Source organism: Devosia sp. Micro-HW1, from assembly GCF_056341075.1.
In genome coordinates, this window is record NZ_CP094375.1 from 665,498 (window position 1) to 683,527 (window position 18,030).

Annotated in this window: 14 protein-coding genes and 1 pseudogene; 10 read left to right on the plus strand and 5 right to left on the minus strand. The window is 59.1% G+C overall.

Features of this window, described 5'->3' with window-relative positions; all coding sequences use genetic code 11:
* Positions 1-516: 516 nt before the first annotated feature.
* Together MQW79_RS03090 and MQW79_RS03095 are read left to right on the plus strand one after the other, a co-directional pair.
* Positions 517-4,209 carry a vitamin B12-dependent ribonucleotide reductase gene (locus MQW79_RS03090; protein WP_476586770.1) on the plus strand — a complete coding sequence of 1,231 codons (3,693 nt, stop codon included), beginning with the start codon at positions 517-519 and terminating at the stop codon, positions 4,207-4,209.
* A gap of 491 nt (positions 4,210-4,700) precedes the next feature.
* A complete protein-coding gene (locus MQW79_RS03095; RefSeq protein WP_476586772.1) occupies positions 4,701-5,441 on the plus strand; it encodes an NYN domain-containing protein in 741 nt (246 codons plus the stop codon).
* 206 nt (positions 5,442-5,647) lie between these two features.
* On the opposite strand, the gene MQW79_RS03100 is transcribed toward MQW79_RS03095, so the two are convergent.
* From MQW79_RS03100 to MQW79_RS03120, 5 genes and pseudogenes are all read right to left on the minus strand, one after another.
* A complete protein-coding gene (locus MQW79_RS03100; RefSeq protein WP_476586773.1) occupies positions 5,648-5,836 on the minus strand; it encodes a hypothetical protein in 189 nt (62 codons plus the stop codon).
* A pseudogene (locus MQW79_RS03105) lies at positions 5,836-6,849 on the minus strand (MFS transporter); the annotation flags it as partial. The gene MQW79_RS03100 and the pseudogene MQW79_RS03105, both read right to left, overlap by 1 nt.
* Positions 6,850-6,883: 34 nt before the next feature.
* Entirely contained in the window at positions 6,884-7,756 is an 873-nt protein-coding gene (locus MQW79_RS03110; protein WP_476586774.1) for a hypothetical protein, read from the minus strand.
* 106 nt (positions 7,757-7,862) lie between these two features.
* Positions 7,863-8,315 carry a carboxymuconolactone decarboxylase family protein gene (locus MQW79_RS03115; RefSeq protein ID WP_476586776.1) on the minus strand — a complete coding sequence of 151 codons (453 nt, stop codon included), beginning with the start codon at positions 8,313-8,315 and terminating at the stop codon, positions 7,863-7,865.
* Between the two features lie 319 nt (positions 8,316-8,634).
* On the minus strand, positions 8,635-9,963 hold the full coding sequence (locus tag MQW79_RS03120; RefSeq protein WP_476586778.1) for an aminotransferase-like domain-containing protein: 1,329 nt from the start codon (positions 9,961-9,963) through the stop codon (positions 8,635-8,637).
* 83 nt (positions 9,964-10,046) lie between these two features.
* Here MQW79_RS03120 and MQW79_RS03125 point away from each other — a divergent pair, with 83 nt between their 5' ends.
* The 8 genes from MQW79_RS03125 (at position 10,047) to MQW79_RS03160 (ending at position 17,949) form a co-directional block, all read left to right on the plus strand.
* Complete coding sequence (locus MQW79_RS03125; protein ID WP_476586779.1) at positions 10,047-10,676, plus strand: LysE family translocator; 630 nt, start codon at positions 10,047-10,049, stop codon at positions 10,674-10,676.
* Between the two features lie 131 nt (positions 10,677-10,807).
* Positions 10,808-11,236 (plus strand): carboxymuconolactone decarboxylase family protein, encoded by a 429-nt coding sequence (locus tag MQW79_RS03130; RefSeq protein ID WP_476586781.1) that lies wholly within the window; start codon positions 10,808-10,810, stop codon positions 11,234-11,236.
* A 1-nt stretch (position 11,237) separates the two neighbouring features.
* Positions 11,238-12,128 carry an RNA polymerase sigma factor SigJ gene (sigJ, locus tag MQW79_RS03135; RefSeq protein ID WP_476586782.1) on the plus strand — a complete coding sequence of 297 codons (891 nt, stop codon included), beginning with the start codon at positions 11,238-11,240 and terminating at the stop codon, positions 12,126-12,128.
* Positions 12,125-13,564: an MFS transporter gene (locus MQW79_RS03140; protein WP_476586783.1), complete on the plus strand. Its 1,440-nt coding sequence runs from the start codon at positions 12,125-12,127 to the stop codon at positions 13,562-13,564. The genes sigJ and MQW79_RS03140 overlap by 4 nt, the downstream gene beginning before the upstream one ends.
* Before the next feature lie 93 nt (positions 13,565-13,657).
* A complete protein-coding gene (locus MQW79_RS03145; protein WP_476586784.1) occupies positions 13,658-14,209 on the plus strand; it encodes a GNAT family N-acetyltransferase in 552 nt (183 codons plus the stop codon).
* Between the two features lie 152 nt (positions 14,210-14,361).
* Positions 14,362-15,015: a hypothetical protein gene (locus tag MQW79_RS03150; protein ID WP_476586786.1), complete on the plus strand. Its 654-nt coding sequence runs from the start codon at positions 14,362-14,364 to the stop codon at positions 15,013-15,015.
* A gap of 206 nt (positions 15,016-15,221) precedes the next feature.
* Positions 15,222-15,836 carry a glutathione S-transferase family protein gene (locus MQW79_RS03155; RefSeq protein WP_476586787.1) on the plus strand — a complete coding sequence of 205 codons (615 nt, stop codon included), beginning with the start codon at positions 15,222-15,224 and terminating at the stop codon, positions 15,834-15,836.
* Between the two features lie 55 nt (positions 15,837-15,891).
* Positions 15,892-17,949: an FAD-binding oxidoreductase gene (locus MQW79_RS03160; RefSeq protein ID WP_476586789.1), complete on the plus strand. Its 2,058-nt coding sequence runs from the start codon at positions 15,892-15,894 to the stop codon at positions 17,947-17,949.
* Positions 17,950-18,030: the final 81 nt, after the last annotated feature.

An 18,030-nucleotide genomic window follows, 5' to 3' on the forward strand; every position in this document is an offset into this window, starting at 1 on the left:
ACAGCGACTTGGCTGAATTGATTCTGGCATTGCCCTGATATAGATAACGCTTACTGAACGAGCAGCCTCCTCGGTCGAACTGCTAGGAATCATACGCGGTTAGCGTTGGACTTTCGTGCCGTTCCTCGGGCGTGTTTACGATCCAGAACTGGCGTTCAAATCGACTTGCAAATGCGCTGATTTGCTTGCCATTTGTCCCCGCAATTCACATATTACCCATACTAGACCTTGTTTGAGCACAAACCCCCAACACAAGGTCTAGTGATTTCCAGCGTTGACGCGCCCCCTGAATCGCCTAACTCTGATTGCTGGTTCGGGACCATGCGAAGTGCCGGACCAGATCCCGGGTAGAAAGCGTCGGCAACACGACCGCCGCAGGCCCGGGACACGGGGCAAAATCTGAGGTCCGCACCTCCCGCGGGCTTCGGTTGGTAAAGCGTCACACAGATCTGGATGAGAAGCCGATTTTCGGCTGGTGGGCACATGCGTGTCCGACACTTGGGGATAACGACGACCATGCGCATTGAACGCCGATTTACGACTGCCAACGCGGATCGCTACGGCTCGATCGAGTTCCGCTCGGCAACAAGCGAGATCAGGAACCCCGATGGCTCGGTGGTTTTCAAGCTCGAGAACATTGCCGTGCCCGCGGCGTGGTCGCAGGTCGCTACGGACATCATCGCGCAGAAATACTTCCGCAAGGCCGGCGTCGCCAAGGCTCTCAGGAAAGTCGAAGAGAACGACGTCCCATCCTGGCTCTGGCGCTCCGTCCCCGACGAGACAGCCCTCGCCAAACTTCCCGAGGCCGAACGTTTCGGTTCGGAAATGGACTCGCGCCAGGTCTTCGACCGCCTCGCCGGCACCTGGACTTACTGGGGCTGGAAGGGCGGCTATTTCGACAGCGAGGATGACGCGCGCACCTTCTTCGACGAACTCGCCTACATGCTCGCCGCCCAGCGGGTCGCCCCCAATTCCCCGCAATGGTTCAATACCGGCCTGCACTGGGCCTATGGCATTGACGGCCCCGGACAGGGCCATTTCTACGTCGACCCCTTCACCCACAAGCTCGTTCAGTCCAAATCGGCCTACGAACACCCGCAGCCGCATGCCTGCTTCATCCAGTCCGTCGACGACGATCTCGTCAACGACAACGGCATCATGGACCTCTGGGTCCGCGAGGCTCGCCTGTTCAAATACGGCTCGGGCACCGGCACCAATTTCTCGAAACTTCGTGGCGAAGGCGAAAAGCTCTCCGGCGGCGGCAAGTCCTCGGGCCTGATGAGCTTTTTGAAGATCGGCGATCGTGCTGCCGGCGCCATCAAGTCAGGCGGCACCACCCGTCGCGCCGCCAAGATGGTCGTCATCGACATCGATCACCCCGATATCGAAGCCTACATCAACTGGAAGGTGAAGGAGGAGCAGAAGGTCGCCGCTCTCGTCACCGGCTCCAAGGTTGTGTCCAAGCACCTCAAGGCCATCATGAAGGCCGCCGTCAATTGCGAAGGCAATGGCGACGACTGCTTCGACGTGGCCCTGAACCCCGCCCTCAAGCGCGAAGTCCGCGCTGCCAAGAAGGCACTGGTTCCGGAAAACTACATCTTCCGCGTCATCCAGTTTGCCCGCCAGGGCTATACCGATCTCGAGTTCCCCATCTACGACACGGATTGGGACAGCGAAGCCTATCTCACGGTCTCGGGCCAGAACTCCAACAATTCCGTCCGCGTCACTGATGACTTCCTCAGGGCCGTCGAATCCGATGGCGACTGGAACCTCACGGCGCGCAGCAATGGCAAGACAATCAAGACGCTGAAGGCCCGCGACCTCTGGGAACAAATTGGTTACGCCGCCTGGGCTTCGGCCGATCCGGGCATCCAGTACCACACCACGATCAACGAGTGGCATACCTCGCCGGCCGCCGGCCCCATCGTCGCGTCCAATCCGTGCTCGGAATACATGTTCCTCGATGACACGGCCTGCAATCTCTGCTCGGTCAACCTGCTGCCCTATCGCAACGCCGACTCGTCCTTCGACACGGCCGCGTTCGAACACACCGTCCGCCTCTGGACCGTGGTGCTCGAAATCTCGGTGATGATGGCCCAGTTCCCGTCCCGCGCCATTGCCGAACGCTCCTTCGAGTACCGCACACTCGGCATCGGCTACGCCAATATCGGCGGCCTGCTGATGACCTCCGGCATTCCCTATGACAGCGCCGAGGGCCGCGCCATCGCTGGTGCCATCACCGCCATCATGACGGGCGTTTCCTATGCCACCTCGGCCGAAATGGCCAAGGAGCTCGGGCCGTTCAAGGATTACAAGCGCAACGCCAAGCATATGCTGCGCGTCATCCGCAATCATCGTAATGCCGCCCATGGCAATGCCGAAGGCTATGAAGGCCTCAGCATCAATCCCGTCGCCCTCGACCATGCCAATGTCGGCGACGCCAATCTGTCCGAGCGCGCCCGTACCGCCTGGGACAATGCACTCGCTCTCGGCGAACAGCATGGATTCCGTAACGCCCAGGTTTCCGTTATCGCGCCCACCGGCACGATTGGTCTCGTCATGGATTGCGACACCACCGGCATCGAGCCCGATTTCGCGCTGGTCAAGTTCAAGAAACTCGCCGGCGGCGGCTACTTCAAGATCATCAATCGCGCCGTGCCCCCGGCCCTGCGTACCCTGGGCTATTCGGAAGACCAGATCGCCGAAATGGAAGCCTATGCAGTCGGCCATGGCAACCTGAACCAGGCCCCCGCCATCAACCCCGCCTCGCTCAAGGCCAAGGGTTTCACCGATGACAAGATCGCCGCACTCAACGCCGCGATGAAGTCTGCCTTCGATATCAAGTTCGTCTTCAATCAGTGGACGCTCGGCGCCGACTTCCTGAAATCGCTCGGCGTCACCGACGAACAGCTCGCCGATTTCTCATTCGAGCTGCTGCCCTTCCTCGGTTTTTCGAAGAAGGACATCGAGGCCGCCAATATCCACGTTTGCGGCGCGATGACCCTGGAAGGCGCGCCTTTTCTGAAGGACGAGCACCTGCCCGTCTTCGATTGCGCCACACCCTGTGGCAAGATCGGCAAGCGGTACCTCTCGGTTGAATCGCATATCCTGATGATGGCGGCGGCCCAGCCCTTCATATCGGGCGCGATCTCCAAGACCATCAACATGCCCAACAACGCGACGGTGGAGGACGCCAAGAACGCCTACATGCTGTCCTGGCGTCTGGCTCTGAAGGCCAACGCCCTTTATCGCGATGGCTCGAAACTCAGCCAGCCGCTCAATTCATCCATTCTCGCCGCCGCTGACGACGAGGATGAGGACGACGTGGTGGAAACCATCGCCGCCCTGCCCGCCGCCGCGCGCACCGAAGTCATTGTCGAAAAGATCGTCGAGCGCCTACGCGAACGCGAAAAAATGCCCGACCGTCGCAAGGGCTACACCCAGAAGGCCGTCGTTGGTGGCCACAAGGTGTATGTCCGCACCGGCGAATATGACGACGGACGCCTGGGCGAAATCTTCATCGACATGCACAAGGAAGGCGCCGCCTTCCGCGCCATGATGAACAATTTCGCCATCGCCATCTCGCTGGGCCTGCAATATGGCGTGCCGCTGGACGAATATGTGGAGGCCTTCACCTTCACCCGCTTCGAGCCGGCCGGCATGGTCATGGGCAATGATCGCATCAAGAACGCCACGTCGATCCTCGACTATGTGTTCCGCGAACTGGCCGTGTCCTATCTCGATCGAAACGACCTGGCCCATGTCAATCCCGAAAGCCCGACTTCGCTCAGCAAGGGCGTTGCCGAGGAACAGGGCACGCGCGCCGCGCCTGTGCCCGCCCCGGTGCCCGCTGAGCGCTTTGTCTCCCGTGGCATGACCCGCGGCAAGACGGCCAATGTCAGCCTGATGCTGGTCCCGACGGCAGAGGCCGCCCGCTACGCCCCGACCGCAGCGAGCACTTCGGCTGTCACCACGATGCGCAGCGCCACAGCCCTCAAGATCGATCCAGCGCCCACCGCCCTCAACACCGCTGAACTCTCGCCCATCCCCGCCCCGCCCCCGTCACGCGACGCCGGGCTACTGCGAGCCGAGGCCCAGATGAAGGGCTATACGGGGGATCAGTGCACCGAGTGCAACAACTTCACCATGGTGCGAAACGGCACGTGTCTGAAGTGCGACACGTGTGGCACGACGACGGGGTGTAGTTGAGGTTGAAAGACGGTTGTTGGTTGTCGCTGCCCATGAGGTTTGACCAGATTCCTGGCATCAGACGCAGAGAAGTGGGGCAAAGTTTGCCTCACCTCCTTCAAGCTGAATGCAGTCAGCGGGCATTGGGACAAATCGGGACGTGTTTGGGGTGTGAGAGTTGAGGGACCACCACTGCTAAATGCGTCTGTTGGTGAGGTATGATCGCCCCATAAGGATGGTCAAAAGTCCGATTTGTGCGCACTCAATGTCGTCATCAGTTGGCCTCAACTTCCTATGACAAGCGAAAGCCCCGGGAAACCGGGGCTTTTCATTGGGCGGGACGCAGTCATTCCCAATGCTCACTTGGAAGCGACCGCATCGCGCCCCCATTTCAGTCATTGAAGCCGGCGGGGCGGCCTACCGAAAGCGGACGTTTTGTCGACCACTCTATCAGCCCTTGACCAGTTGCCGCCAAGCCTGGCCATATTCAACGGCTGCCAATGGATCTCCAGATGCCTGAAACTCGCTCACCACGCCTGGCCGTCCTCATCGATGCCGACAATGCCTCTGCTCGAATTGCCGACGGCCTGTTCGAGGAGATAGCCAAGATCGGCGAGGCGAGTGTCCGCCGCATATATGGGGACTTTTCCAGTTCGCGTTCGAAGGCTTGGGCTGAAGTGTTGGCGAAGCACGCCATTATTCCCCAACAGCAGTTCGCTTATACTACTGGTAAGAATGCCTCCGACATCACATTGGTAATCGACGCTATGGACCTCCTGCACAGCGGGAGGTTTGACGGTTTCTGCCTGGTGTCATCGGACAGTGACTTCACTCGGCTTGCTGCTCGTATCCGAGAGCAGGGTATCGATGTGTTTGGATTTGGCGAGCGGAAAACGCCGGAAAGTTTCCGACAAGCTTGTCGCCGCTTTGTCTACACCGAAAACCTCTTGCCCGAGGCACCAGCGAACGTGGAAGACTCGGGCGCAAAAGCTGCCCCCCTTCAGTTGCCAGTGGATGCGGTGCCTATCTTATTGCGTGTCATCGAGCAGATGGACACCGAAGACGGTTGGGTACCACTCGGGGCAGTGGGCAATCAGCTCGCAAACTTAGCTCCGGATTTCGATCCACGCACTTTTGGCTTCCGCAAGCTTAGCGACCTGGTTCGGCAAACTGAGGCGTTTGAGCTCGATCAACCCGAAGGCCGCGCACTTCGCATCCGAGCCAAACTGCCACCAAGAAAACGGCGCCGTTGACTGTCGAGGGCTGTCGTCACTGCGCCCCTTATCAGTCATTGGACGAAGCTTAAAAAATTCCGAAAGCTGCCATTAAGTGCGCCGCGCGGTGGGCACCTGTGAAATGGGCAGGGGCGACGCCTTTGCCTGCGCGCGCTCCTCGCACGACATCATTTAGTAGCGACTGCACAGCGGCATTTACGTGCAACGGTCCCCCACACTCCGCATTAGCCAGTTTCGACGATGCGCCCAATGGCCCGCATCCATGTAGGCGAGGTTGACGCCATTATCGGTGGTGACCATCCAGAAGGGCCCCATTTGCGCGGCAGCTGGAGCCCGAGCATTTCAGCCACAAACTGGGCAGTGCCGTGCGCGTCTCGCGTCGCAAGGATCGTGCGGTTGAATTCGATGCTCATCAGTGCTCTCCCATCCCGCAGCCTACCCGCTCTGCCCCGACTCGCCTGAGCGTCGAGGCCACTACGAGCACGGCGATCACCGCCGTGCCCGCCACGATGTAGGCGGCGGAATCCCAGCCGAACCGATCCAGTGCGCCGCCGATGGCTGTCGGGCCAAGAATCTGCCCGAGATTGCTGCCTTGAATGATCAGACCCAGAACGATCGGAACCAATCCTGCCGCTGGCGCCACGAGTGGCGCGGAAGACAGCAGGATCGCGGGGATCACACCGCCGACAGTCGAGAACAAAAGGCACAGCCCGAATGCCGCACTATCTGGCAGCACGGGGAGAAAGATCCCGAAGCCGGCCAATCCCATGACAATGCATGCGGCGATCAGGAGCGCCGGGCGGCTAAATCCCCTGTAGAGGAGCAGACCCGCCGTCAGATTGCCGATAACGTTCACGGCCGAAGCCAGTGCGCTGAGCAGTCCGGCCGTCTGGTGCGTCACCTGTAACCGCTCCATCAGCAGCACCGGCAGGAAGCTGAAGACCGCGAAGTACATCATGCTGTAGAGCGCAACGGTGATCGCCAGTCCAATAGCGCCCCGGTCGCGCGACACGGTCATGCTGTCGCGGAGCAAGCTGCTCCAGGACATGGTCTGGCCTTGCCCGCCGGCGGAAATGACAAGTGGAACGGCGATGCAGATGGCCAGCGCCAGGGCGCCGCTTACCCACCACATTGTTCGCCAGTCCTCGAAGAACGGTCCCACCAGCATCGCCGCCGCCATGCCTATCGGCATGAAACAGCTCCAGAGGGCGAAGGCCAGATCACGATCAGCAGGTCGCGTAACTTCTTGGAGCAACGAGGGCGCCGCGACTGTCACCAGCAGGAAACCCGCCCCTTCGATAATTCGGCCGGAAAACAGGCTGAGCAGTCCTGGTATCGCCGCGCCAAGGGCCGCGCCGGCTGTCGTGACCAAAAGCCCGATGATGAGAATGCGTCGCGCACCGATGCGCGCGACATATACTGTCGCAGCGCAAGCGCCGTATCCGCTGGATTATTTGCAGTCACGACCGCCAGCCTGACCGGATCGCAGACAGCTGAAATATCGTAAGACCAATAATGATGAAAATTGCAGCCAGCGCAAACCCGTTCGGCACGGCCTCCCCAAGGATGAAGATCGCAATCGGCGTGCCCATGATGGCGGCAACCGAGCCGGTTTGGCTCAAATAGACCGGCCCTGCGATTTGCTGTAAGCGGAAGAAGGTTAGATACTGGACGACAAATGAAGCGATTGCGCAGAACAGGATTAGCACCAATGACGGCTGAAACAGCCCAACAAACGCACCGGCACCTTCGCGCCAAAGGGCGATAGGCAAAGTCAGCGCTGCGCCGGAAAGCAGCATCAGACCCGCTAGTTGCCGCGCGGAAGTGTCCTTTGGCCATAGTAGAGAACGATAGACGTTTCCAACCGCCAGCACGATCGGCATAGCACAGGCCAGCAGCACCGTGGCGGCCTCCGTGCTCGGCATTTCTAGCCCCTTTCCGAGGGCAAGCAGCGCGCCGCCAATGAGGCTGACCACCAGCCCAAGGACACGATGGAGCGAAAACGTTTCGAGCCCGGTGAGCAATGACAGAAGCCAGGTCAACAATGGGGGAAAGGCCATGGCTACGGCGATGAATGACGCCCCCACTTTGTCGATCGTCACATAGCCAATCGCGCTGCCAAGGGCCATTAGAGCACCGGCACCCAGACTATACGCGCCGAGAACTATGGGGGCCGTACCGGATTTGGCTTGCCCCTTCAAAACAACGGCTATTATCAGCCCAGCGCTCCCCATCGTTGTGCAGAGGTAAGTTAGCATTGGTGCGCCATTGGCTGCGGCCAGTTTGGACAATAGCACCGCTATGGCCAGAAATGTGCCCGTCAAGATCAGCAAAGGAAAGGCTTCCGCAAAGGGTGGCCGCGCTGGGCGAGCTAAGCTGGACATCGTTCACCCAAGAAATCAGTTGATCGGACAGAAAGGACAAACGTCACAGGGTGGGTCAGCTCGCATCCACTGGATGCTGTGATCTAAATCCAATGCAAAGGCGGTTCCAGACGTTGATCGTCGCAATTGCAACGCTGATGCGGGTGATCTCCGCCTCTGTGAAAAACGACTGGAGTGGTTGGAAGGCCACGTCCGGTGCGCGTGTCTGTGCGACGTTGGTCAACGCCTCGGTCCAGCCAAGCACCGCCCGCTCACGGGCATCGAAGACCGGCGAGTCCCACCAGACGCTTATAAGGTTAATCCACTGCTCGCTGAAGCCGTCACGGCGCGCCTCTTTGGTGTGCATATCAATACAGTAGCCGCAGCCATTTATCTGTGATGCTCGCACCTTGATGAGGTGTAGGAGCCGGGGCTCGATACGAGACTCTCGGCGGACATAGGCTTCCAGAGCCACGACCGCGTCGTAAGCATCAGGCGCAACTGTGGGGAAATCGAAGCGCACCTTCATGGCACTTCCCTTTTGCTTTCTTGATAGTGGGCCAGAAGGTGCGAAAATGGCCAGCTGCTGGCAGAGCATCGGCGCACCGGTATCTCAATGCTGCGCTGAAATTTGCAATATATTAAGAGCCGTAAAATCGATGAAGATGATCAAGAAAATCGATCGTACGAATATCATTCCTTGGATAACCGTGCCGATTTTCGGCAGAGGTGGATTGCGCTCTGCAGGACGTTACTTTTTCCCGTGCAACGGATCGATAGCGTTGCTCTCGCTACCCCAAGGCCCATCTGGTGAAGCATTGGCTGTCAAACGGCAACGCGCTGTCGCTTCACTCGATCAGATGCGGTGAAGATGCTGCAAGGCTATTGAGTATATTGAGGCCGGTGGCCAGCATCGGCATGGTCGGAGCCGACAAGGCTAGGCGAATGGCGTTCGGTGCGTGCCCTGGCGAAGATGCGAAGGCGCTCGCAGGCAACACGGAGACACCCTGTCGCGCTGCAAATATGGCAAAGGTCTCGGCGCGCCACTGGTCGGGCAGACTTGCCCAAATGTGGTAGGCGCGCGCGTCACCGCTAACCTCGAAGGTGCTGAGCACTCGCCTGGCCAGGGCGTGGCGAGCCTTGGCGTCTTCCCGCTTTAATTTGCCAATTTGATGCGCGGAACCGTCAAGCATCAGTTGTAGGCCCAGCGCCAGGGGCAGACCCGAGGGTGACCAGGCACCGCTTCGCACGCTAGCGAGCATTTTCTCGCGCATGTGTGCTGGCGCAACAATGATACCCAGCGTTGTACCGGGTGCAATCCGCTTGGAGAGGCTGTCTACTAGTACCACATGATCCGGTGCATGCTTGGCGAGTGGTTCTTCATCGACGAGGAAGCCATAGACGCCATCCTCGATCGCAACCAGGTCGGATTGCGCGAGGATTGAGGCTATCGCTCCGCGCCGCTCCAAGCTCATTGTCATACCCAGCGGATTGTGCAGGCTCGGCTGAACATAGATGCCGTTCAGGGGAGTGGCACTGTGCGCGCGTCGGATCGCAGCGGGCACCATGCCCTCGGTGTCACAGGCAATTGGCACCAGGGTGATCCCGAGTCGCGCAGCGACACCCTTGATGACGGGATAGGTGAGTGCCTCGACACCAATCCTGCTACCAGGTGGTGCAAGTGCAGAAAGGGCTGCTGCTATGGCCTGCCTCCCATTGCCCGTGAACATGATTGCCTCAGCATCGGGATGCCAGGCGCCACGGCCAACGAAGTTGGCAGCTATAGTCCGCGCCGAACGTGTTCCTGTTGCTCCCGCCGGTCTGGATAGCTGTTCTAGAGCGGTGGCATGCAGCAATGCCTTGAGGGATTGCTCCACGATCGCCGACTGCCCGCTAACGATGGGAGAATTCAGCTCAAGGTCGATGGCCGAAGTCGCCGGTTCGGTAAGAGCTGGAGTTTGTCGCGAAGCTGGGAGACGGACAAATGTACCTCTACCGACTTCGCCGGTAACCAGTCCTCTTTTTGCAAGCTCGGCATAGACGCGGGATGCAGTGGAGGCCGCTATTCCGTGCTCATAGGCGAAGTCCCTCTGTGGGGGCAGGCGTTCTCCCGGCTTGCGCTTGCCCGAAGCAATCTCCTCGCAGACGGCGTCCGCAATCTTACGATAGTCGTTCACTTATATTGCTCCGAGTGCAATGTTAAAATTGCACCGAGAGTGTGGATGAGCGACGCTCACTTTGCAATGTGCGGAGGGAGGCCATGCTTTCATACACAAATCTGACGGCGTTTGCCCTTGTGTCCCTTGGGATGGTTCTAACCCCAGGGCCAAATATGATTTATCTGCTCAGCCGAGCCGTATTGCAGGGGCGCGTCGCCGGCTTTGTTTCGCTGCTCGGTTTTATCGCCGGATTTATATTTTACATGCTTTGCGCCGCATTCGGTGTGACGGCTCTGATCTTTGCGCTTCCATTCGCGTTCAGGGCGATCCAGGTCGTTGGTGCGGTGTATTTGCTCTATCTCGCTTGGTGCGCAATCAGGCTTGGCGCCGGGTCAATATTCCGCCCGCGAACTGACCTCCCCTTCGACCCACCAATGCGCCTCTTTGCAATGGGATTTCTGACCAACCTCCTGAACCCTAAAATTGCGCTTCTCTATATGTCGCTCTTGCCGCAATTCCTTGACCTGACCAAAGGTCACCTGCTCGCGCAAAGCCTGTTGTTGGGTACCGTACAGATCGCAGTCAGCTTCGTCGTGAACTCGGTGATAATCCTGGCCGCGGCCTCGGTGGCAAGCTGGTTCGCCACCCGGCCGGTTTGGACAAGAGTTCAGCGATGGGTGATGGCATCGGTTCTGACCGCACTGGCCTTGAGCGTTATTCAAGTGCAGTGACTGCGGGCAGTCATTTCCCCGTGATGTTGGTCCGGGTCTAAACGGTCAACAGCGAAAATTTGGTCGGGAACACGTCACAACTCAACTGTCTGGATCGTCACATATATGCAACCCTACAGATGGAGCCTGCAGTGACGACCAATCCCGTAAATCACTACAAGAATGTACCCAACGTCTTCGCCAGCTTGGAGAAAGTCCATGGTGCAATTGATGAGCACGGTCTCGACAGGATGCTGCATCATCTGGTGCAATTGCGCGCCTCGCAGATCAACGCGTGTGCCTATTGCGTGAAGATGCACACCAAGGAAGCCCGCGATGATGGTGAGACCAATGAGCGGCTCGACCGTCTGGCGGTCTGGGAGCATGTCAGCGACTTTTCGGCGAAGGAACGCGCGGCACTCGGCTGGACCGAAGCGCTCACGCAACTCGATCGAAAGACCGACTATGGCGCCCTGCGCGCCGATCTGCGTCAGCACTTCAGTGATGCAGAGATCAGCGCGCTGACCGCCACTATTGCGATGATCAACCTCTGGAACCGCATTCAGGTGTCGACACACTGACATGGCCAGGCCCGAGACAGATTTGTTTGAAGAGCGCCGCCCGTTTCTGACTGGCTTGGCCTACCGCATACTCGGGTCATTGGCCGAGGCGGAGGATGCGGTCCAGGATACCTATCTGAAGTGGCAGGGGTGCGACCAGGGGGGGGTAAGCAACCCTGCGGGTTGGTTGACTGCAACCTGCACGCACCGATGCATTGATATGCTGAGATCTGCGCGTCGGTCGCGGGTAGATTATGTCGGCGCTTGGCTTCCGGAGCCGATCCAGACGATGACCGAAGACAGGCCTGAGGATGCGGCTGAACTGTCATCCACACTCTCTCTCGCCTTCATGCTCCTTCTGGAGAGGCTCGCGCCCAAGGAACGCGCTGCCTATCTCCTGCGCGAGATATTCGACCAGTCTTACGAAGATGTCGCTGCGGCCTTGAACGTGACGGAGGCGGCTTGTCGTAAACTCGTCTCCCGGGCCCGCAGTCGTATCGGTCGTGAGGAGCCTGGCTCCATCGTTCCGAAGGAACGCCAGGACGAACTGCTGGGGGCTTTCCAGCAGGCAATCGTGACTGGAAACACGCAGCAGCTTGCAAACCTCATGCGAGAAGACATCGAACTTCGCACCGACGGGGGAGGCAAGGCGCTGGCGCTTCTGGATCCTCTGTCAGGCAAGGCCGATGTCCTCGCCTTTGTTGGTGGAACCCTCAATCAGTCTTGGGCCGGCTTTAGGTGGCAGCGCGTCGACATCAATGGGGCACGAGGCGCCATCGTGTTCGACGGCCCCAACATCGTCGCGTCTGTTAGTTTTGGATGTGACGGGCAGGGCAATCTTTCGGGCATCTACATCATGCGCAATCCCGACAAGCTCGCCCACCTTGCTGATGCCGAAAGGACGATTCAATGACCGACACGCACGCGGTCTCAACGGCCCCAGGTTGGGGCGAGCTGCTTTCCGGCAGCAACCTTATCCGTTCAATTGCACTGAGTGGCGGTGTCGCTCTCCATGCAGTCAATCTCTACATCTCGACCACGATCCTGCCATCCGTGGTGCGCGAGATTGGTGGGATGGACTATTATGCATGGAACACCACGCTTTTCGTGGTTGCTTCAATTCTGGGGGCGGCACTGTCCTCTCCTATCCTTGCGCATGCGGGGCCGCGGGGAGGCTATGGCGCAGCCGGTATCATCTTCATCATTGGAACACTGGTCTGCGCCTGGGCCAATGATACGCCAATCATGCTTGTCGGCAGGATGGTACAAGGATTGGGCGGGGGTATCTTGCTGGCCTTGGCATACGCGATGGTTCGCCGAGTTTATGTCGAGCCGCTCTGGCCGCGTGCACTCGCGCTCTTGTCCAGCATGTGGGGCATTGCAACGCTTTTGGGGCCTGCTGTTGGCGGCGTATTTGCCGAGCTAGGCTTGTGGCGCGGCGCCTTTCTGGCTCTGGTGCCCGTTGCCGCGCTTGTCGTCCTAGCTGCGGTGTTTGTGTTGCCGAAACGCGAGGCCGAGAGGAGCCCGGCAGAGCCATTGCCCCTCGCCCAGCTTCTCCTTTTGACGCTTGCCGTCTTCGCGGCATCCTGGGGCGGAATCGGTAGGGACCTAGGGTCGATCGCCCTAGGAATGGCCGCTGCGTCCGTCTTGATTGTGATGCTTGTGTTGATGGAACGGTGGTCAAGTCGGAAGCTGCTGCCCCGGGATACGTTTCGGCTTCCGGCAGCTCTTGGAAGCCTCTATGCGACGTCGGCGCTGCTGGCGGTCACCGTGACCTGTACAGAGATTTTCCTGCCGCTCTTCCTGCAGGAGCTCCATGGTCGCTCGCCCCTCGAAGCCGGCTATATCGCAGCGGTCATGTCGGCGGGCTGGACTGCGGCAGCAATATTGGCGTCGGGCCTCCAGGACCGGAGGCGCAATATTGCGATGCGCGCTGGGCCGGTTCTTTCGCTTGGTGCCATGATTATTCTCGCGGCTGCCTTGCCCTGGGCAGGACAGATCGGCGATTGGCTGCCTCTGACCCTCATCTGCGGCGCTCTAGTGCTCGGAGGGGCCGGCGTCGGCCTGGCATACCCACATCTGTCCGCAATGGTCCTCCGCGTGGCGCCGCCGGCCGAAGCCGACAATGCTGCGTCCTCCATCATGACGGTGCAGCTCTGTGCCACGGCCTTTGGCGCTGCCCTGGCAGGCCTGGCCGTCAATCTGGCTGGAGGGAGCACGTTGTCTGGAGGCATGGATGTCGCGAATGCGGCGCGATGGCTGTTCATCGTCGTGGCATTGGCGCCAGCTTTCTGCCTGACCATCATGACTAGCGCCTCGTTCGGAAAGGCAACCGAGAGGTATCGGTAATGTCGACTGGGAAAGCGACGGTGCGCAAATTAGTCGCGGTTTCGCTCTGATAATTCGAACAAGCCGCCTCCGAACCATGAGGGATACATATCTATGTTGTTAGAAGAAGTGGCTTTCCTAAAGCCAGACGAGCACCTGCTCCATCGCCTTCTGCCGGTCGCACGCAGCATATTTGCCGATACGTTCTCACATCGGTACGAGTCAGAGGCGTTCGAGCGCTTTTGTGACGAAGTGTATCGTCCCGGCGGGACTATGTCCCACGACTTCAACGCGCCTGACATACGCTGGCTCGTGGCAGTGACAGCGGGGCAGCCGATTGGCTATGCGAAATTGACCCCACTGCGGGCGCCCGCCGTCGATCCGGAACCGACTGCGTTGGAAATGCAGCAACTGTATGTTGTGCGGCTGTGGCACGGTACCGGCGTTGCCGATCGGTTGACAAGGTGGGCTCTGGAAACCGCAGCTGCCACGTGTGCACGCGAAGTATACCTTACAGTTTTTGATCACAACGAGAGGGCCAAACGGTTCTATGCTCGTCACGGCTTTGAAGAGGTCGGCCGATGCACATTTCACCTCGGCGACCGCGTGGACGACGATCGAATCTGGCGTGTGCGCCTGCCAGTCAATAAGCACCAAGGTGAGTGACACGTCATGCCCGGGCGATAGGTCTTGGATTTCCTGGTCCCAACGCCCGAGCGATCATTTCAATCATCCTGCCGCGTCCACACCCCCTCTTTGAACGATCGCAAAGCGAAGACGACAGCAGCAACCTCCGATCAACATGATGAGCTAGTTAGATGGCACTGCCTCAATCGATCAAAAACGTTACTGCGTTGACTGAACTGGGTCGGCAGCAACTTTCCGAAAACTTCTTTATGCGTGAGATGCTGTACTCGGAGGTGGGCAATTTCTACGGAATCCCAAACATTCCTGAAGATCCGGAGCTTGCCCTGCAGGTAGGCCGCGAGGTCGCAACTCGGTTGCTAGAGCCCCTAAAGCGCGCGTTCGGCCATGTATCAATTCGCAGCGCATACCGCTCCCCGACGCTGAATGCTTTTTGCAACGAGCGTTTCAAGGAGGGAGACAGCTCCTGCTGGTGTACCGATAACGACCTTAATGCCGCACGACACATCTGGGACCGGTGCGATAGTGAAGGGTTCTTAGGCGGAACTGTTACCGTTTTTATCCCGGCCTATCTCAAGCATTACAGGAAAACGGGGAATCATCTGCCTCTGGCGTGGTGGATACGTGACCACATTGAAGGCTACTCCGAGCTGTTCTTCTTCAGGACTCTCTGCGCCTTCAATATCCGCTGGTATCAAGGGCCTTCAGAGAGGGCCATTTGGTATCTCGATCCGCCAACGCGGAATATGGTGACGAAACAAGGTGTCGAGGGGTTCGATGGTGACCACAGCCATCTCTATCGAACTGTCCTGGACCTGATTGGATAGAAGCCTACACGTTCCTTTGCTTGTCGTGGGTCGGGACCGGCGCATTTCGTGCGCCGAGCGTTTAGATGAGTCGCTGCGGCCTTAGATTGTTGCGCTCAGCGCAATAATGAAATGACGATTTCGGGCGTTCTGCCTCAACATTGTCCGGTGCACCCTGCGACTGCGGATCGGGAAAAGGCCCGGCCTATTTCTTGCAGGAGCGCAAATTGAAACTTTATCATCACACTCTGTCTGGCCATTCCCATCGGGCACGCCTCTTCCTCTCACTGCTCGGCCTGCCACACGACCTGGTCGAGGTCGATCTCAAGTCGGGTGCGCACAAGCAACCGGAATTTCTCGATATGAACCCGTTTGGTCAGGTTCCCGTCCTCGAAGATGACGGTGCGTTCATCTCTGATTCCAACGCCATCCTGATCTATCTCGCCAAAAAGACCGGCCGCTCCGAATGGCTGCCGGAAGACGCTATCGGCGCCTCCGCTGTCCAGCGCTGGCTATCGGTGGCTGCCGGCGAAATTGCCTATGGCCCAGCCGCAGCACGATTGATCACTGTCTTCGGTGCCAAGTTCAACGCGGAAGAAGTCATCAATCGCGCACATACGGTGCTGAACCGACTCGAACGCAAGCTTGCGGGCCGCGACTGGTTGGTTGGCGACCGTCCGACAGTCGCAGACATCGCGATCTACAGCTATGTTGCGCGCGCGCCTGAAGGAAATGTCGAACTGTCGACCTACTCCGCGGTTGGTGACTTTCTCAGCCGCGTAGAGGCACTGCCGGGTTTCGTCGATTTTGTTCGTACGCCGGCAGGGCTTGCAGCCGCCTGAATGTGATCGGAGCGTGCCAATTGGCGCGCTCCAATACCCTTTTTCGGGGCAGCGCATGATCTACCAAGAGCTACCGACATGGCACGAAGGCGAGCTGTTTCTGCAGAAGAAAGCGGGAGCCCTAGAACGTATGGGAGAGGTCGGTCGGCGTGTCGTGCGCGCCTACATGCCGGACCAGCATCGCGACTTCTACGCCCAGCTTCCATATATTGTGCTCGGCAGCGTCGATAAAGGAGGCGACGCCTGGGCGACCTTTGTTGAGGGCCAACCGGGCTTCATGCATTCTCCCTCGCCCACGATGCTGGATATTGCCGCGCAAACGAACCCGGACGACCCAGCCAGCGATGGTATCGCGGACGGCAAGCCTGTGGGTCTGCTCGGTATTGAAATGCATACGCGGCGGCGCAATCGTATGAACGGGTTCGTTTCTGCGATGGCTGAGGGCTTTCGCGTCAACGTCGACCAAAGCTTCGGAAATTGCCCACGCTATATCCAATTGCGTGATTTCGCCTTTAGCCGCGAAGCGGGGCAAGCCCCTCTGAAGTCCATAGAGCGCCTGCGCGAACTCGATGATCCCGCACGCTCGATGATAGCCGGCGCCGACGCCTTCTTTGTTGCGTCCTATGTTGATCGTGGGGACAGACGTCAGGTGGATGTTTCCCATCGTGGTGGGAATGCCGGCTTCGTGCGTGTGGGCGACGATGCGACGCTGACGATACCAGACTTTGACGGCAACCTTTTCTTTTCGACGCTCGGCAATATCCTATTGAACGGGAAGGCCGGCCTGCTCTTTGTGGACTTCTCCACTGGTGACATGCTGCAGATGACCGGTGACGCGGAGCTTGTTCTGGACTCTCCCGAGATCGCCGCCTTCCAGGGAGCCGAACGGTTCTGGACGTTCAGGCCCCGGCAGATCGTCCGCCGAGCCAATGCGCTGGCCCTGCGTTGGGCATTTCAGAAGGACGGCTGGTCTCCGAGCTCACTGATGACGGGGAGCTGGAAGCAGGCCGCGGACAGGCTCCGCGCTGCCGGACTTGCCCGGAACTGGCGCCCACTGACGGTGACCAAAATCGTAGAGGAAAGCAAGACCATTCGCTCGTTTTACTTGCAACCAGGGGATGGGGCGGGACTGCTCCCATATGTCGCCGGGCAACACCTGCCGATACGGGTAAAGCCTATAGAGAACGGCAAGTCCGTTATACGCACGTACTCCCTCTCGGTTGCACCCTCTGATGGCGTCTACCGCATCAGCGTCAAGCGAGACGGGCTGGTATCGCGGTTCCTGCACGATGCAGTTTCCGTGGGAGACTCTATCGAGGCCCGGGCACCAGCCGGCCACTTCATAATGGACGCGAATGAGAAGCGGCCCGCCGTGCTTCTTGCTGGTGGCATCGGAATCACGCCACTGCTCGCAATGCTCCGCCATGTTGTCTACGAGGGGCTCCGAAAACAGCGCATCCGTCCCGTGACGCTGTTCCACGCCGTCCACTCGCTGGCTGAACGTCCTTTCGAAAAAGAGATATCGGCACTTGCGGGAGCGTCGAAAGGTGCCATGCGGGTTGTTCGGGTCCTGAGCAACATCGACGGGGCCGAAATGGGTATCGATTACGAGGCTGCTGGCCGGATCGACATTGCGCTGCTTATCAACCATCTGCCGTTCAACGACTATGATTTCTATCTCTGTGGTCCGCCGCAATTTTCTCAAATGCTTTATGACGGCCTTCGCGGGCTCAACATCGCCGACGATCGCATCCATGCTGAAGCTTTTGGCCTTTCGTCCCTGAACCGGGCCGCTGACTGGAGCGCGCTTGTACCGGCTTCCGCCCGCACGCCTCCATCCACCCACCCCGTGCCAGTCATGTTCACAAACTCTCTAAAGGAGGCGCGTTGGACGCCCGGATCCGGAACACTACTGGAGCTAGCGGAACGACGCGGTCTCGAACCCGAATTCAGTTGCAGGGTTGGTAACTGCGGCACATGCCGCACCACACTGATCAAGGGTGGTGTTACGTATCTGAAGGAGCCGACCGCTAAGGTCGACGAAAATGAAATCCTGCTCTGCTGCGCCGTTCCCTCGGACCAGAACCGGGGCGGCATCCAGCTTGCTGTCTGACGGCGGGATTACTCCGCCGTCCCGACTCTATGTCCGCTTTCAGGCCACTATAACTGAGATACACGAGAGTATCGTTCCGAG

Bases quoted from the DNA above. Each gene is read 5' to 3' on its own strand.
- MQW79_RS03090 (WP_476586770.1), top strand. From the start codon at position 517: ATGCGCATTGAACGCCGATTTACGACTGCCAACGCGGATCGCTACGGC.
- MQW79_RS03095 (WP_476586772.1), top strand. From the start codon at position 4,701: ATGCCTGAAACTCGCTCACCACGCCTGGCCGTCCTCATCGATGCCGAC.
- MQW79_RS03100 (WP_476586773.1), bottom strand. From the start codon at position 5,836: ATGAGCATCGAATTCAACCGCACGATCCTTGCGACGCGAGACGCGCAC.
- MQW79_RS03115 (WP_476586776.1), bottom strand. From the start codon at position 8,315: ATGAAGGTGCGCTTCGATTTCCCCACAGTTGCGCCTGATGCTTACGAC.
- MQW79_RS03125 (WP_476586779.1), top strand. From the start codon at position 10,047: ATGCTTTCATACACAAATCTGACGGCGTTTGCCCTTGTGTCCCTTGGG.
- sigJ (WP_476586782.1), top strand. From the start codon at position 11,238: ATGGCCAGGCCCGAGACAGATTTGTTTGAAGAGCGCCGCCCGTTTCTG.
- MQW79_RS03140 (WP_476586783.1), top strand. From the start codon at position 12,125: ATGACCGACACGCACGCGGTCTCAACGGCCCCAGGTTGGGGCGAGCTG.
- MQW79_RS03145 (WP_476586784.1), top strand. From the start codon at position 13,658: ATGTTGTTAGAAGAAGTGGCTTTCCTAAAGCCAGACGAGCACCTGCTC.
- MQW79_RS03150 (WP_476586786.1), top strand. From the start codon at position 14,362: ATGGCACTGCCTCAATCGATCAAAAACGTTACTGCGTTGACTGAACTG.
- MQW79_RS03160 (WP_476586789.1), top strand. From the start codon at position 15,892: ATGATCTACCAAGAGCTACCGACATGGCACGAAGGCGAGCTGTTTCTG.